The organism is Megasphaera sp. UBA4382, assembly GCF_002391155.1.
Taxonomy (GTDB): Bacteria; Bacillota; Negativicutes; order Veillonellales; family Megasphaeraceae; genus Megasphaera; species Megasphaera hexanoica.
The window spans coordinates 1-16,314 of sequence record NZ_DGRS01000036.1; the positions used below are offsets into that span (position 1 = coordinate 1).

Annotated in this window: 16 protein-coding genes; 3 read left to right on the plus strand and 13 right to left on the minus strand. The window is 47.9% G+C overall.

Annotation, left to right across the window (positions count from 1 at the left end):
• Positions 1 to 353 (plus strand): RNA-guided endonuclease TnpB family protein (locus B4H10_RS04025; RefSeq protein WP_292018228.1); only part of this gene is annotated, 353 nt, incomplete at its 5' end.
• Between the two features lie 203 nt (positions 354 to 556).
• Here the strand turns inward: B4H10_RS04025 and B4H10_RS04030 are convergent.
• The 12 genes from B4H10_RS04030 to B4H10_RS04085 all read right to left on the minus strand — a co-directional run bounded on the left by B4H10_RS04030 (position 557) and on the right by B4H10_RS04085 (position 13,209).
• A complete protein-coding gene (locus B4H10_RS04030) occupies positions 557 to 1,165 on the minus strand; it encodes a DNA-3-methyladenine glycosylase I (RefSeq protein WP_292018229.1) in 609 nt (202 codons plus the stop codon).
• Positions 1,166 to 1,267: 102 nt separating this feature from the next.
• Positions 1,268 to 2,560, minus strand: a complete 1,293-nt coding sequence (locus B4H10_RS04035) for a CitMHS family transporter (RefSeq protein ID WP_292018230.1) — start codon at positions 2,558 to 2,560, stop codon at positions 1,268 to 1,270.
• Positions 2,561 to 2,647: 87 nt separating this feature from the next.
• On the minus strand, positions 2,648 to 4,024 hold the full coding sequence (locus B4H10_RS04040) for a tripartite tricarboxylate transporter permease (RefSeq protein ID WP_257536627.1): 1,377 nt from the start codon (positions 4,022 to 4,024) through the stop codon (positions 2,648 to 2,650).
• Entirely contained in the window at positions 4,021 to 4,470 is a 450-nt protein-coding gene (locus B4H10_RS04045) for a hypothetical protein (RefSeq protein WP_113855362.1), read from the minus strand. Before B4H10_RS04045 ends, B4H10_RS04040 begins: the two co-directional genes overlap by 4 nt.
• A gap of 18 nt (positions 4,471 to 4,488) precedes the next feature.
• Positions 4,489 to 5,748: a hydroxymethylglutaryl-CoA reductase, degradative gene (locus B4H10_RS04050; protein WP_113855361.1), complete on the minus strand. Its 1,260-nt coding sequence runs from the start codon at positions 5,746 to 5,748 to the stop codon at positions 4,489 to 4,491.
• Positions 5,749 to 5,809: 61 nt separating this feature from the next.
• Positions 5,810 to 6,130 carry an AtuA-related protein gene (locus B4H10_RS04055; RefSeq protein WP_199595676.1) on the minus strand — a complete coding sequence of 107 codons (321 nt, stop codon included), beginning with the start codon at positions 6,128 to 6,130 and terminating at the stop codon, positions 5,810 to 5,812.
• 4 nt (positions 6,131 to 6,134) lie between these two features.
• On the minus strand, positions 6,135 to 7,496 hold the full coding sequence (locus B4H10_RS04060) for an acyclic terpene utilization AtuA family protein (RefSeq protein WP_257536626.1): 1,362 nt from the start codon (positions 7,494 to 7,496) through the stop codon (positions 6,135 to 6,137).
• 228 nt (positions 7,497 to 7,724) lie between these two features.
• The gene (locus B4H10_RS04065) at positions 7,725 to 9,170 is read right to left on the minus strand and encodes a sigma-54 interaction domain-containing protein (RefSeq protein WP_292018231.1); all 1,446 of its coding nucleotides are present in this window, start codon (positions 9,168 to 9,170) and stop codon (positions 7,725 to 7,727) included.
• A 300-nt stretch (positions 9,171 to 9,470) separates the two neighbouring features.
• Positions 9,471 to 9,884: an amino acid-binding protein gene (locus tag B4H10_RS04070; RefSeq protein WP_059076989.1), complete on the minus strand. Its 414-nt coding sequence runs from the start codon at positions 9,882 to 9,884 to the stop codon at positions 9,471 to 9,473.
• A 31-nt stretch (positions 9,885 to 9,915) separates the two neighbouring features.
• Positions 9,916 to 10,956, minus strand: a complete 1,041-nt coding sequence (locus B4H10_RS04075) for a 3-deoxy-7-phosphoheptulonate synthase (RefSeq protein ID WP_059076990.1) — start codon at positions 10,954 to 10,956, stop codon at positions 9,916 to 9,918.
• A 91-nt stretch (positions 10,957 to 11,047) separates the two neighbouring features.
• Positions 11,048 to 11,740, minus strand: a complete 693-nt coding sequence (locus B4H10_RS04080) for a response regulator transcription factor (RefSeq protein ID WP_059076991.1) — start codon at positions 11,738 to 11,740, stop codon at positions 11,048 to 11,050.
• Entirely contained in the window at positions 11,737 to 13,209 is a 1,473-nt protein-coding gene (locus tag B4H10_RS04085) for a sensor histidine kinase (protein ID WP_292018232.1), read from the minus strand. Before B4H10_RS04085 ends, B4H10_RS04080 begins: the two co-directional genes overlap by 4 nt.
• A 167-nt stretch (positions 13,210 to 13,376) precedes the next feature.
• Between B4H10_RS04085 and B4H10_RS04090 the strand changes: the two genes are divergently transcribed.
• Entirely contained in the window at positions 13,377 to 14,840 is a 1,464-nt protein-coding gene (locus tag B4H10_RS04090) for an ArnT family glycosyltransferase (RefSeq protein ID WP_292018233.1), read from the plus strand.
• 228 nt (positions 14,841 to 15,068) lie between these two features.
• On the plus strand, positions 15,069 to 15,500 hold the full coding sequence (locus B4H10_RS04095; RefSeq protein WP_059076994.1) for an Hsp20/alpha crystallin family protein: 432 nt from the start codon (positions 15,069 to 15,071) through the stop codon (positions 15,498 to 15,500).
• 164 nt (positions 15,501 to 15,664) lie between these two features.
• On the opposite strand, the gene B4H10_RS04100 is transcribed toward B4H10_RS04095, so the two are convergent.
• Positions 15,665 to 16,314 (minus strand): cytosine permease (locus B4H10_RS04100; RefSeq protein ID WP_292018234.1); only part of this gene is annotated, 650 nt, incomplete at its 5' end.

Genomic DNA, 16,314 nt, shown 5'->3' on the forward strand with positions numbered 1-16,314 from the left:
GCTACTTGGTAGACCACTATGATGCTATTGGTATCGAGGATATCAGCGTCAAGGCGATGGCTAAACGCAAGAAAGGCGGTAAATTCAGTTTTGGTAAGTCCGTAGCCGACAATGGCTGGAATATGTTCACAAACATGTTGGAATATAAGTTGGCTTGGCAAGGCAAACAGCTTATCAAGATAGACAAATGGTATCCAAGCAGTCAGCTATGCCATGTTTGTGGTTACCAGAACAATGAAACGAAAGATTTGTCTATACGAGAATGGGATTGCCCGAAATGTGGCAGTCATCATGACAGAGATAAGAACGCTGCGATAAATATACGAGAAGAAGCTAGGCGAATATCTGCCTGACATAACGCATAAAGTACCGTGGGTCGCACGGGAATCTACGCCTGTGGAGAGAGTGTAAGCCGCAGCAGTTCCTCGGAGCTGTAGTGCTGTTCTCGTTGAAGCAGGAAGCTCCCGCCTCTGTAGGCGGGGGTACGTTCACCCCACTACAAACGGCAAACTCAAACTCAACGGGGAGCTGTCTTTATGCGACAGCTCCTCGTTTTTTATGGGCATACCGGACTGTCTTCCGCATGCTGCACCTGCTTCCAGCATCCCTCATCATGACTGCAGATGACGCCCATGGCCTGCAGGTAGGCATAGATGATAGTCGTACCGACAAAGGTCATGCCCCGTTTCTTAAGGTCCGCCGAAATCTGGTCCGACAGAAGAGACCGGGTACAGCCCTGCTCACATATGACCTTCCCCTGCGTCCAGTGCCACAAGTAGGCATCAAAACAGCCCCACTCCGCCTGAATGGCCAGAAAGACGCGGGCATTGGTCCTGGCAGCCCTGATTTTCAGCTTATTCCGTATAATGCGGGAATCGTGCCGCAGCGCTTCTAATTTTTCATCGGGATAACGGGCTATCACCAAAGGATCGAACCCGTCAAAGGCCTGACGGAACCCTTCCCTCTTATTGAGAACACATTCCCAGGAAAGGCCGGCCTGAAACCCTTCCAGGACCAGCATCTCAAACAACCGCTGATCATCATGGCAGGGCACACCCCACTCCGCATCATGATAGGCAATATACAGCGGATTCTGTGGATTGCACCACCGGCACCGCACCCTGCCATCGGGCCATTGCATGATATGATTATCCTGTTCAGACATTTTGCCACCTCTCCATACGGCTATATCTAATTTCATTTATTTTTTATTGTATCATATATTAGGCCGGCATTGGTAAAAAATATATATCATCTATTCTTATTATCAAAGATTAATACTACCTGTAAAAACAGCCGTAGATAACATAATCAACGTTACCAAAAAGGCCCAGGGCAAGGTGTGTTTTTGATGATCCGCCAAACTTACTCCACTTAATCCCATTAATACGAACGTACTACCCGTTAAAGGACTGAAGGAAAAGCCCATATTCATTTGTCCGAGAAAAGCCGCCCGTACGATACTCATTGTATCGACACCATTCAAATTTCCCACTTCTGCCAATACGGGCAGTACTCCGAAATAAAAGGACGACGGATCAAAAATAAGACTGGCAGGGACTGATGCAATCCCCATAATGAGTGGTAGATGTATTCCCATACTTTCCGGGATAATAGTCGCTATAGCATATGCCATAGCGGTAATCATACCCGTTTCATTTAGGATTCCTACAAGAACGCCTGTTGCAAAAACGACACCAGACATGGTCAGTGCATTTTTAGCATAATGTGATATAATGAATTTCTGATCTTCCGGATTGGGATAATTAATAAGGAGAGCTACCGAAAAAGCAATCATAAATACAGCTACCGATGATAGGTAACCACTCACGAGACCTTCTAACGTTGCAACTACCAAAAAAGAATTCATCATAACGTTTCCGGGCCTCTCATAAGCACCGTATGGATTTTCTTTCTCTTTTTTCGCATTAAATATTATTTTATTTACCGGAATTCTACGCTTTTCCTGCCATCCCAGAAAGCCATCAATACAAACAATACAACACATACCCACTCCCAGCGGTACAACCAGTGGAATCCATAAATCATTAATTCCAATCTGAAAAGCAGCCATACATCGCTGTGCCGTCGCACCCCAGGGTTGTGTATTCTGCAATCCGGCACTGAGACCAATGATAGTCGTCAGTGTAATCCGCCGCATGCCCAACATATCAAAAATAGAAATCATAGGAGGAATGAGCAACATATAAGTAACTGCTCCACTACCACTTGTATGTACCAAAAAAGTTAAGAGCCCAAGTCCAACGCAAATTTTGATTGGATTTCTGCCCGCAGCGCGGATAAAAAAGTTCATATACGGTTTTAACGTACCTGCTGTCAGGATAACCCCGAAAAATAATGTAGCAAAAATGAACATAACACCAATAGGTGCTACAATATAAATCCCTTTTACGATAATATCTGATATCGTCTCTCCATATCCTCCTATGACGGCACATAGGACAGGTACAATGATAAAGGCAGGAAGAGGATTCATAATTTTTTTCAGAATAAGCAACACCGTAATAAAAATAATAGCAAAGCCCAGAATAGCCGTCATCTGTATTCTCCCCGCAATAAAAGCCAACGATCCGACTCACTTGAGATAAGACCGCTGGCTTTCTTTGCTTTTAATCATTTAAATATTTTACTTAATTCCTAACAATGTAAGCATGAGCCATGGCGATGCATAATAGACCATATATTGTACACCTGTATGTACACCGAAATAGCGATTCAAAATGCCGCCAAATACAGCAATCGTTACTGCGATAGCAATTCCAACCGGCCCTGCTTCAAAATAAGAGATAACTACAATCAGGCCAGAAAACATACTGATAATAGCTTCCTGACTGACATGCTTTAAAACCCATGCACTAGCTTTTCTAGCGTAATTCATAGAAAATGGATAGGCAACCAGAAATGCGACAACCAGTCCGATATACCCGTAAAACAGATAATCTACAGGAGTCAGAAAATTATGCAGATTATGAACCGGTTGTGCGGAAAAGACAGGCGGGGCATTGAAGAGCGGTGCTGCCGGGCCCAATCCGACAGGACTGAGGGGAATGCCAAATGCCAGCAGTGGGATAACCGTTTCTGCAATATAGGTGGCTTCCGTCGTTCCATTCATGACAGCCAGAGTCGATGTCATTCTCTGATATAACCCTTTGATCCGGGCACCTACAAACTCACCCATCATAACAGTCATGCCTACAGGGCTGAAGGTAAACGTAAGTGCTGAAACAGCGGCTGTCAACGCATTGTACAAAAGCTGATGTCTGGACAGGATTTTAAAAGGATTTGGGAAATATCCCTTCCATGTTTTTAACTCAGGAGCCAGCCAGAATTCCCGTGACGATTTTCTCTGCAGGATATGCCGGGATCCCGGAGACAATATAGTCATCAAATCAGCAAACATAGGACCAATTGCAATCCCCAGGAACATGCTGATAAATACACCATGTCCGATACTGGCAATAGCCATCTTATTTAATCCCTGTACAAAGAAAGCAAACGGAATCAGTGCAAACAGGCTCGCCCATTTTCCTCCAGAAGTATAGGCAATGATAATGGCCGCTACCGTAAATACGACAGGAGCCCAGGCTTTAACAATATCCGCAAACGGTGCCAGCAGAGAAGCAAAACCAACACTAATAGGCAAAGCCAGAAATGCGGCTATGATACCGCCAGATATCATCTTACGAAGGGCCATATGTGGAACACCCAATTTCCGTAAGACTGAAGCATCTTCCAGCATAGGAACAGCCATAGTATCACCAGGAACACCCATAAGCGCCGTCGGAATGGCATGAATCATATGCTTCGATATAGCAGCCGCCATGAACCAGGAAAAAATAGCAACTGGCGGGACCCCCAGCAATACGATTAATAGTGTCAGTGGCGCAATAGTTGATGTTTCATCTGTACCTGAAATCAACCCTACACCGGAGAATATAATCCCACCAGCCAAGGCCATCCCCAGGGCCCAGAGCAAATCATTGAATACGAAGCCATCCATCATGTTTCATCTCCTTTTGGCGGGCTGCTCGGGGTTTGTTCAGTACGTTCCGGCCCATAAAATAATTCATATAACTTTAAATCTTTCATTTCCTGAAGTACCTTTGGATCTGCGTATTTTAGTTCTTCTTTTTCCTTCTTAACATCAACATTCAATTCTTTTAGCACACGGTCTCTGTCCTGCTCAGAAAACTGTTCTTCATTCAGTGTCCGTTTAGGTTTAAACAAATTGGCAGACACAATGGCGGAAATGACACATCCCCCAATTCCGAACAACAGGGAATATGCGGAAACCAATTTTTCAGCCATATCCGGAGCCTGCATAGCAATCACTTTATTTGCACCTAAATAACAACTGAGGCTGATAATAATCCCAATAATAATCCCCTTGCCTAAGTCATGCAGATCGACCGTATCTCCCCATATATCTGCTAAGTATCCTTGTTTCATTGCAGGAGCCTCCTTATTTTATAATTTGGCAATCAGTTCTTTGGCATATTCAACAGAAATCTTTTTATCAGCTACCATCCTGGCTACTACTTTATCCAGCATATCTCCGGTTGCACCTGCTACTGTTGCAATGTTTCTGGCATGTAATTTCATATGGCCTTTTTGAATACCATCTGTTGCAAGCGCACGCATAGCTGCAAAGTTCTGTGCCAGCCCCACTGCTGCAATGATACGGGCTAATTCTTCTGCCGTTTTGACACCGAGAATCTTAATAGCCGCCTGAGCTGCCGGATGAATCTTGGTTGCACCGCCGACAAGGCCCACCATCATAGGAATCTCAATGGCCCCGGTCAGATTTCCATCGGCATCTTTTTCCCATCGTGTCATAGAAGTATATTTTCCATATTTATAATACATATATGAATGTGCTGCCGCTTCCATACCACGCCAGTCATTACCCGTTGCAACTACAACAGGATCCATACCATTCATGATTCCTTTATTACTAGTTGCTGCACGGAACGGATCGGCTTCAGCAAAGGCATATGCGGCAATAATGCCATCAACCACAGAGTCTCCACCAATAGCGTCTTTATAAAAAGTGGCTGTCGCCCGTGCTAATCTGTAGGCAGCAAGGTTAGATAAGATCCGAAGTTTGACCGTACCATGCGTAATTTGTTCAATGAGTGGTGCTACTGCTTCTGCCATTGTGTTAACGGCATTCGCCCCCATAGCATCTCCTGTATCAACAATCAGATGCGCAATAACCATAGGACCAATCAGTGTATCAATAACCCTGACTTCGACATCTTTGGCCCCACCCGTAATTTTCACTAGTATAGGATCTTTTGCATTGGCAGCCGCTAATATTTCTTCTTTATGATGCAAGATAGAGTGGCATGCAAAATGTGGATTAGAAACGCCTACTACCTGAACCTGGGCAATCATAATATTTCCTGTATAGCTGGTATAAAACCCCCCGCTCGGTCTAGCCATTTTAGCCGCATTGGAAGCCGCCGCAACAATAGAAGCTTCTTCGACAACCATGGGAATTAGCCGCTCTTGTCCATCAATAACAAAATTCATAGCAATCCCCATGGGCAACTGATACGTTCCAATAACGTTTTCAATACATTTATCAGCTACATTGTCCGAAAGTGCACCTGGTTTCGTAATATGCGCCAGTTCTTCCGCTGTCAGACCTGCAAATTCTGCTACTTCCTGAGCACGCTGTTCCATTGTAAGTTTATGAAATCCCGAATACTGATTTGTCTTCATGATATTTATCTCCTTTTATTTATAAAATTAAATTCATATCGATATATTTGTAGTATACTAATTATTCATCATCAATTTCAATATACATTCTGAGAAGAGCAGCTTCCATGCATTTTCCCAGTGTGTCCAGGCGCAGGGAACGGGTCGCACCGCCATCGAGGGCATGATGCATGACGAAGTTGAAGCCGTCCAGCTGGGGGACGTCGTAACGTACGACATCGCCGAATACGAGTCCTTCGAAATGACGGCGCACGGCATCAGCCGTCAGTTGTTTTTCCATCGCTTTATAATACTGGGGTTTCCGTGCATAGATGCAGATATTGGATGTATCGCTTTTATCGCCACAGCGGCCATGGGCGATATCTTTTAATTGTACTTTCATGATTTCAGACCTCCTCAACAAATGTCGTAAGTTTGATGGCGTCGCGCGGAATCAGTGTCGGCCAGAGAGCAAATACTTCACTGGGACGGCTACGGCCGCCGAAGAAGCAGCCCTGTGCCGGGCCGTTCAGATTGCTGACAGCCGCTACTTCCGGCGTCAGTTTCAGGCCTTCTTTTTTCGATTCCGTCATGATGGCGTAGCGGAGAACGACTTCATTGAGGTCGGCATCGATTTCCGGAGCCAGCGGTCCATGGAGGGCATTGACGCCGAGGTAGCTGATGTTCTTGCGGATGATTTTAGCATTCTTCATGGCAAGCCGTTTGTCGAGGATATCGGCAGCCATCTTTGCCTTGTCGTAAGCGCGCGGCCAGGAATAGGGCAGGTAGGCAATGGTACGGTACCCTTCCAGATAACCAACGCAGAGTTTTAGTGTATCCGGAGCCGGTGTACCGGTAACACCGCGGACGGCTACGTGATCCCGTTCGATTTCTTCCAGTGTAATCTTGCTGAAATCGGCGACGACATCGGGAGTAATGTATTTGGATGGATCATGGATTTCATAGAGCAGCTGTTCTTTGACCGACTGAGGCGTAACCAGGCCGCCGGTATTCTTCGTCTTCGTCAGGACGAGGCTGCCTTTTTCGCTGATTTCGGCAATAGGATAGCCAAGGTTTTCCGGGCTCGGCACGTGTTCCCAGTCGTAGTCATAGTTGCCGCCGGTCGCCTGGGCGCCACATTCGCAGAGATGGCCTGCCAGGATGCCCGTAGCTTTGGCTGTCCAGTCGTCGAGTTTCCAGCCAAATTCATAAATGAGGGGTGCTTCAAACATAGCTGTATCGGTCGAGCGGCCGAGAATGATGATGTCTGCTCCGTCTTCCAGGCATTTGACAATCGGTTCTACCCCGTAATATACGTTAGCGTTTACCATATTGGGCAGGATGCGGTCGATATCTTCACCCGTATCCATGTGTTTCATCGTGATACCCTGGGCACGCAGCTGGGGAATCAGTTCGCGCACGTCGTCACCTAGTACATAGCCGACTTTCAAATGATAACCGCCTTCGCGGATGGCTTCTTTTGCTTTTTCCACGCAGGCTTTGACATTCATGCCACCGGCATTGGTAATGACCTTGGTCCCTTTTTCGGCAAGATAGGGAAGCATACCTTTTAGAGCCGTGATGAAATCGCGGGCATAGCCGGCTTCAGGCCGTTTTTCCTGCTGGCGCCGCATAATAGAGAGTGTAAGTTCTGCCAGATAATCACAGCAGATATAATCAAGATTGTCTTCCCGTGCCATCGTAATGGGGGCATCGCTCAGATCGCCCCAGAACCCCTGGCCTCCGCCGATCCGGATTGTTTTCATCATAACGTAACCTCTTTTCATAAATAGTTGTGATAATAAGTATATGCAAGTCATGACTGTAACACATTGCTTTCACCATTTTACATGAAATTATAATGCCAATAAATTTTTCCGGAAGTATACGCGGAAACCATCCATAATATGCCCTTTTGACACAGAAACAGCCAGCGTATCCACTCCTCGTTGTATACACTGGCTGTTTCTTTTGTATACTAGGTATACACATAATGTTTACTTAGTATACAAATCATTGGAAAAACCATATAATTTATATTTTTTATAAAAAGTCCGCCGGCTGATGCCCAATAATTCCATGGCTTTCGTCTTGTTTCCCTGTGCTTTTTCCAGGGCTTCACGCATCCGTTCCCGTTCAATCTGCTGAATATCCATCCGAAGCGGCGATACATTCTGCTCCTGGCCGGACGGAGCTCTCTGTTCTTTTTCAGGCAATTCTGCCGTATATCCATCCCGGCTCTGTCCCTGCAGCAGTTCGTCAGGCAGATCTTCCGGCAGGATCACACTCCCTCCTGCGACGATGACGGCATATTCTACGCAGCTTTCGAGTTGCCGGACATTTCCCGACCAGGGACTCTTCTGCAATACGGCTGCCGTACCGGGAGAAAAAGACAGGTGCTTATGATATTTTTCTGAAAAAATATCCAGGAAATGGTTTGCCAGGAGCAGGATATCTTTCCGCCGTCTGCGCAGGGGCGGTATGACAATTTTAAAGGTATTGAGGCGGAAATACAAATCTTCCCGGAATTTCCCGTCTTCTACCATCTGTTTCAGATTCCGGTTCGTCGCCGCAATGACCCGGACATCCACTTTCTGTACTTTGTCGGACCCTATCTTCTGGATTTCTCCGGACTGGAGAACCCGCAATAATTTAGACTGCATGAATAAGGGCATCTCGCCGATTTCATCGAGAAAAATCGTACCGCCATCAGCCAGTTCAAACTTGCCAGCTTTACCGCCCCGGGAAGCACCCGTAAAAGACCCCGACGTATAACCAAAAAGTTCGCTCTCAATCAGCGTTTCGGGAATGGCCGAACAATTCATGCTGACAAACGGATAACTCCGTTTGCCGCTCAGGCTGCGGATGGCCTGCACGAAAACTTCCTTCCCGGCTCCGCTTTCCCCTTCGATGAGGACCGTCGCATCCGTCGGCGCCACGATTTCCGCCATTTTCAAACAGCGCAAAAAGGCCGGGTCTTCGCCGATAATATGAGAAAATTCCCTTGGCAATGACGGCTTCTCCGTTGACAAGGCTTTAAATATGGAATGACTCAGGCGCTGGGTCTTCTCCAGTTCCCGCTGCACTACTGTAATTTCCGTAATATCTTTAAATACCGATATGGCACCACAAAAGACGCCTTCCTTAAAGATCGGCGTAATGTTGACGAGAATCTTCTTTCCCCGCGTCCGTACCTCAACAAACTGATGCAGCCGCGGCTTATGATCCATCAGCGTATCCAATATGACCGCTCCCGGTTCAATTTCATCCATGCGCCGGTATAACACTTTTTCTTTTTTTACGTTCAAAATATGCGTATACGCTTCATTTAAATACACAATCCGCGAATCCGTATCGACAATGACGACGCCATCGGTTACGGCATCCATTGCCTCCATAAGCATATCCGGGCTGACACCCTGCACGGCCCGTTCTCCTGCCACGACGACCACCTCCGGAATACATTGCATAATTTTTTATCGTCACGTTACATGTATCAAGATATCACCATAGATATCGATTCCTTCATTGACCATTTACCTTTATTATACAATGAACCATCCTGCTTTTGCCACAAAAATGCATGGATTATGTAGATTGTAAACTGAAAAAGACCGCATACCTCGCGGTACACGGTCTTCTTCAATCAACATCAATAGAGGAGAGCCGATGTGCTGCCACCGGGCTATCTCCTTTTTTAGTATTATCACACGAAAGGAAAGACTGGACAAACACACGCCGCATCAGAAGCGGTCTAACAGGCGATAGCCTTTGCCTTTGAGAAAAGTTTCCGTTTCCGGTTCGTCTGTTTTAAGAACTGCTATGGGAGAGGATGTTTCCCGGTCAAAGGAAATGTAGCAGTATTTGACGAATACGTTGGCCCGGCTCAGGTTGGACAGGATTTTGTTCAGTGTGCCTGGTTTATCCGATGCCATATCAATGGCCAGTACTTTGTCGATGCGGCACTGATAGCCCGCTTTGACCAGTTCTTCCTGCGCTTTTTCCGAGTCATCTACGATCATGCGGAGGATGCCGAATTCGGCACTGTCATTGGCCAGTATGGTGTAAATATTGATATTTGCCTTAGCCAGCACATCTGTAACCCGGCCCAGGGCGCCATTTGTATTTGCCGTGAAGAGAGAAATCTGTTTAAGCATGAATGTTATCTCCTTATATCTGAAATTTAGATTAGTAATCTACGCGGTCTGCCAGTTCCAGAATCAGTGCTTCTGTTTTTTCCCAGCCCAGGCAGGGGTCAGTAATCGATTTGCCATATACGCCATCACTGATTTTCTGGTTTCCGTCTTCAATATAGCTTTCAATCATCAGTCCTTTTACCATCTTTTTGATGTCCTTATTCATATGACGGCTGTAGAGGACGTCATTGGAAATGCGGATCTGTTCCAGATATTGTTTACCTGAGTTGGCATGATTGACATCGATGATGACGGCCGGATTTTCCAGGTCCCGTTTGCCATATTCTTCGAACAGGCGCTGCAAGTCTTCATAATGATAGTTGGGAAGGCTTTTGCCGAATTTATCCACATAGCCACGCAGGATCGCATGGGTCAGCGGATTCCCCAACGTCTTGACTTCCCAGCCGCGGAACAGGAACTGCTGTTCATGCTGGGCTGCGGCGATAGAATTGAGCATGACGGAAATATCACCCGATGTCGGGTTTTTCATTCCTACAGGAATACCGACGCCGCTGGCAATCATACGGTGCAGCTGATCTTCGACCGAACGGGCCCCGATGGCGGCATAGGATAATAAGTCCGATAAATACCGGTGGTTTTCCGGATAGAGGATTTCTTCTGCACAGGTAAATCCCGTTTCCCTGATGACCCGCATGTGCATATCGCGGATAGCGATGATGCCGGCCAGCATGTCTTCTTTACCTTCCGGATCTGGCTGGTGCAGCATTCCCTTGTACCCTACCCCGATGGTACGCGGTTTATTGGTATATACGCGGGGAATGATATAAATCGTGTCCTTGACCTGTTCCTGCACGCGGGCCAGGCGGTGTGCGTAGTCCACGACGGCTTCTTCATTATCGGCAGAGCAGGGCCCGATGATGAGCAGGAAACGGGAATCTTTGCCCGTAAGGATATCTTTAATTTCTTCGTCGCGCCGGCGTTTCGTTTCATAAATGGCCGGCTCGACCGGATAATCTTCTTTCAGTTCCTGCGGCGACGGCAGTTTCCTGATGAACTCCATTTCCAATTCCATATACTATACCCCCCAAAAAACTAAATGGTAGCTTCAATTATACCATAGGAAGGAATCTTTCATCCAGTATTTTTCACGGATTCCGTGCCTGTTATGGCTTAAACTTATACCCTACGCCCCATATGGTGAGCAGATGGCACGGCTTATTGGGATCTTTTTCGATGGCTTCCCGGAGGCGGTTGATATGGACCGGCACCGTGGCCGTATTGCCCAGGGAATCCATGCCCCATATCTTGTCATAAATCGTTTCCTTGCTGAATACCATATCGGCATTGACCATAAGAAATTCCAATACCTGGAATTCTTTATTGGGCAGGACTTTTTCCTTATTTCCCACAAATACCCGGTGTGTATCAGGGTCGAGGGAAATATTTCCCAGAGTAATGCGCGATTTTTTCCTGAGCGATGACCCTTTCAGGCGCTGGTACTGGGCCAGCTGGGATTTGACCCGGGCCACGAGGACGCTCGGTGAAAAAGGCTTTTCCACGTAGTCGTCGGCACCGAAGCCGAGTCCCCGGATTTTGTCGATATCTTCCCGCTTGGCCGTGACGATCATAATAGGGATATCCACCTTGTCCCGCAGGCGGCGGCAGACTTCAAACCCGTCCATGCCGGGCAGCATGACATCGAGAAGTACCAGCTGGTACGTGCCACTCAGCGCTTCGTTCAGCCCGGCCAGCCCGTCAGAGGCAATGACGACGGTATATCCGCTCATTTCCAGGTAATCTTTTTCAATAAAGGCAATATCCTGATCATCTTCTATTATTAAAATACGTTCATTCATAGAGCATCTCCCCCGGCAGGCAGTTCCATATGTACACATAAGCCATGAGGATGGACCGGCAGAAAAATGACGGTCCCGCCCATGAGCTGCATCCCCCTTGCGACGATAGAAAGGCCCAGGCCGCTGCCATCACCAGTACGGCTCCGCGCCTTATCCGTCCGGTAAAACGGCTCTGCCAGGCGCGTCAGCGCTTCTTCCGGCACACCCGGCCCGTCATCGGCGACTTCCAGGCAGGCCGTGTTATCCTGCCTCCATGCGCGGATACGGATATGTACATCTTCTTCTGTTTTATATTTTATACTATTGGCCACCAGATTCGTCATGATGCGCTGCCATACTTCCCGGCTTCCGATCACAGGCAGTTTCTCTGGGGAACGCTGCCACACTACCAGAGCCTGATGACACTGCCAGCCTTCTTTATTTTCTTCTATTATATCAGAAATTACTTCATTTAGCTCTAGTGACTGTAGAGGCAATGCTTTTTCTCCCAGATCCATTTTAGAAAAGAGGAACAGCTGGTCAATCATGCGGCTCATATCTTCTGTCTTTTTCTGGATGACCTCAATATAGTGTCTGCGCCGTTCCGGCGTATTGGCCACGTTGTCAGCCAGCCCTTCAATATAGGCACGGATAGCCGTGAGGGGCGTGCGGATGTCGTGGGACATGCTGGCAATGAGTTCCTTTCTGTTTTCTTCCTGCCGCGTCCGTTCCTGCAGCGACCGTTCCAGTTCTTCCGTCATGATATTGAAGGTATCGACGACGGGCGCTACTTCATCCATATGGTTGTAGGTCAGGCGGCAGGTGAGATTTCCCTGCCGCACCTGATCCGATCCGTTCTGAAGCAGCCGGAGCGCCTGCAAAATATAGCGCAGTACAAACCGCGTCAGGAAGAAAATGGTCCCGGCCAGGAGCAGGAAAAAGGCGAGAAAGATGGCAAAGAGCGTTCCCTGGGTAGCATGTTCCACGGCATCATCCGTACCATGAGGCATCTGCCGGCTGACAAAATACAAATGATACAGCGAATCATTGATATATTGTTTTTCCATATAATAAAACTGCCCCGTATCGGCATGGACGTATGTATCCCGCTTCTGGCTGAAAAACGGACGTTCCCGGATATCACGGGGAATGTCTTTCATCATGCCGGCAAGCTGGCCATTGCCGTATTCGTAAATACGGCCGCCGTCTTTTTCCAGTACGACGTAACTCTGTTCCGGCGACAGCATTTCAATGATCCATTTATAATGTTCCGGATCATCACCGCTGCTGCGCAGGGCCCGGAACACGAAATGATGGACCACATCGCTGGCCCGGTTAAACTGGGTGGAACTTTCGACGTAGACGTGGTTTCCACTCTGCGTAAAAAGCCAGAGTCCGCCGGCAGCCATCAGAAACAGGATGGCCGTCATGAGTATGGGTACGACGAAGACGAGTATATGCGATAGGATCAGGCGTTTTTTTATAGTCACAATCATCCCTCCCGTTCTATCTTACTATCCGTCCGCCCCGGTTGCAATGACCGTTTTTTCTGTTTAATTTTTATTTAACACTTCTTATATTTTCTTTAAATGTCCTTACGCTTTTTATAACATTTCTCTGGTACCATAAACCTATCTTGCAGAAAGAAGGTTATGGTATGAAGTACATCGAACGGCATCCCTATGTAGTTCTCAGCATCTGTGCGCTCGTCCTGTTTCTGGCGGCCAATTCGTTTCTGGCGATTACCGATTCCGCCGAATCGAATTACGCCCTGACAGCAAAGGAAATGGTCCTCTCCGGCGACTGGCTATCGCCTCAGATATACGGCCATTACTGGTATGATAAGCCTATTTTCTATTACTGGGAACTGGCCCTTTCCTTTTCCGTATTTGGTTTTACAGAATTTGCGGCACGACTTCCGTCGGCGCTGATGGGGACGGCAGGTGTACTGTTCACATACTGGTTCACCGCCCGGATATACGGCCGGTCTCTTGCCTTTTCTGCCGCTATCATCCTCATGACCAGCGTCGAATGCTGGCTTCTCTCCAAGGCAGTCATCACCGATGCGACGTTATTCCTCTTCATGAGTGCCAGCCTGTCCTTCTTCTACCTCGGCTATAGGGAAAACCGCCGCTGGTACTGGGCCGCCTATGTCATGGCCGCCCTGGCAGTACTGACCAAAGGTCCCATAGGACTGGCCCTGCCGGCACTGGCTGCCCTGATATTTCTCATCCTGCGCCATGACCTGAAAGAACTGCTCCACGTCCATCTGTTGAGCGGCATGGTCCTTTTCTTCGTCATCACCGGTCTCTGGTACGGCTTCATGTACAAGGTTCATGGATCGGATTTTCTCCTGAACTTCTTCGGTGTCCACAATTTTCTCCGGGCAACCGTTCCGGAACACGGCAGCAAAAACGTCTGGTATTTCTATATCATCATCTTTTTTTCCGGTTTTGCCCCCTGGAGTTTTACCTGGCCCTGGGCTCTCTGGAAATACAGGAAAGAACGCCGTATGCCCTTTGCAGGCAGTGATTCCTGCGCGCTGCTGCTCGCCCTGTATGCTGCCGTAACATTCATCTTCTTTACTCTTGTCGCCACGAAATACACGACCTATACCTATCCCGCCTTATTTTCTCTCGCCATCCTGAGTGCCGGCATGCTGCAGCACTGGCATCTGCCTGTCCGGAAAATCGCACTGGCCGGCGGGGCCCTGTATACGATTCTCGCATTTACGGCGGCTCCGCCCATCATGCTGCACCAATCCGGCAAGACCATCGGTCAGACTCTGGCCCAGATGGACACCAGCAACACGGCTATCTGCTTTTATAAAGGATACAGCACCAGTGCCGTGTTTTATAGCGGCAAAACGATATACCGGGCCGTACCTTCCGGTGAATTGGAGAAATTACAGCCGGGAAAGCTGGACTGGAATGCCAAAAACGTCATGCCCATGGCTCCCATCGACAGTCTCATGCAGAATAATCCGAAGCTGATCATCATCGACCAGAATCACGATACGGCTCTGGCCAGCCGCTATTATGCCCTGTACGGCCAGATGCCGGATCATATCTCACTGCCCGGTCATACGACCATCTGGTCTGCCAGCCATGCCAAAAGGTAACACGATGCAAGATATCCCTGAAAATTTCCCACAACGGGGGCTTCAGGGATATTTTTTAAAAATAATAATTTTTCTTAGCACTCTATTGACATTGTGGCTAACAAGACGTATAATACAAGTGTAATCGGAAGTAAGAAGATTACAAGGAAAGGTCAAAAGAACAGAAGCAATGCACAGACCTGTAAATAATGATCTCAGGCATTACCAATTACGAAAGAAGGTATTATTATGAGAGACTTATTTCCAGTATTAAACAATGATTTTGCTATTCCGAGTGTATTTGATGATTTCTTTAATGACGGCTTTTTCTCCCGTATGCCGCAGATGAGCATGCCGAAATGCGATATTGAAGACACGGGTACCGCTTATATTGTGACGACGGATCTGCCCGGTGTCAATAAAGAAGACATCAGCGTCACCTATGACAACGATGTCCTGACTATTGCCGCCCAGCATAAAGAAGACCAGCATGATGCACAGCATCAGACGAGTTATGTATGCAGAGAACGGATGAATACAGCGTTCCAGCGCCAGTTTGTCATCCACAATATTGACAAATCCGGCATTAAAGCAGCTTTCCGCAATGGTGTCCTGAAAATCGGCCTGCCGAAACTCAACCCCCAGACGCAGGAACAATCAGGCACGATTGATATCCAATAACCCCCTTTGTCCAGGGCCTGACGCCACTAGGTGCCAGGCCCTTTTCCTATCATTCCGGCAATCATGACAGCTATAAAAAACGGGCCGGTATACCATGAATACGTTTATCCATGGTATACCGGCCCGTTTCGCTTATCCGGCGCCGGAGCGCTATGGCACGGCCCTTACGCTCTGGCCGGCAACAGTTTATGAATGATGGCACTGGCCAGCATGACCAGTACGATGACCGGGAAGGTAATCCCCCACGGCGTCTGCACGTCGAGGAGTGCCCGGTACAGGGCAAAGCCCGCTATCCAGAGAATCAGATTAATCCAGCAGACATTCTGACTGCTATGGTCCTGCCGCAGGATAAAGTAATCCGAAAGGAGGATAGCCGTCATGGGCGCAAAGACTGATCCGATGAGATAGAGGAAATCTTCAAACCGGCTGGCATCGACAGCAATGGCCAGGACCATACCGCCGGCACAGGCGATAAGGGCCAGGACCGTATCGGAAACCTGGGGGATCAGGCTGCGGCCGCTGACACCGGCGGAAAAGGCATCGAGGAAGGTCGTCGTCACAGTGGACAGGAGAATGATCAGGATGCCGATCAGCCCCATCCCTGCCTGAAGCATAATGGCGGCAATGTCATCCTGTCCCGTGTACAGAGCTGCCCCCATGCCGATGACAAACATCCAGGTACTCGCTATAAAGTAGGCACCGCAGCTGGTGGCCGTCGCTTTGATGGGCTTTTCTGCCGTACGGGTATAATCAGAAATAATGGGCAGCCAGGAAAGGGGCATAGCTACGGTCAGTTCGATGGCTTCCCCCATAG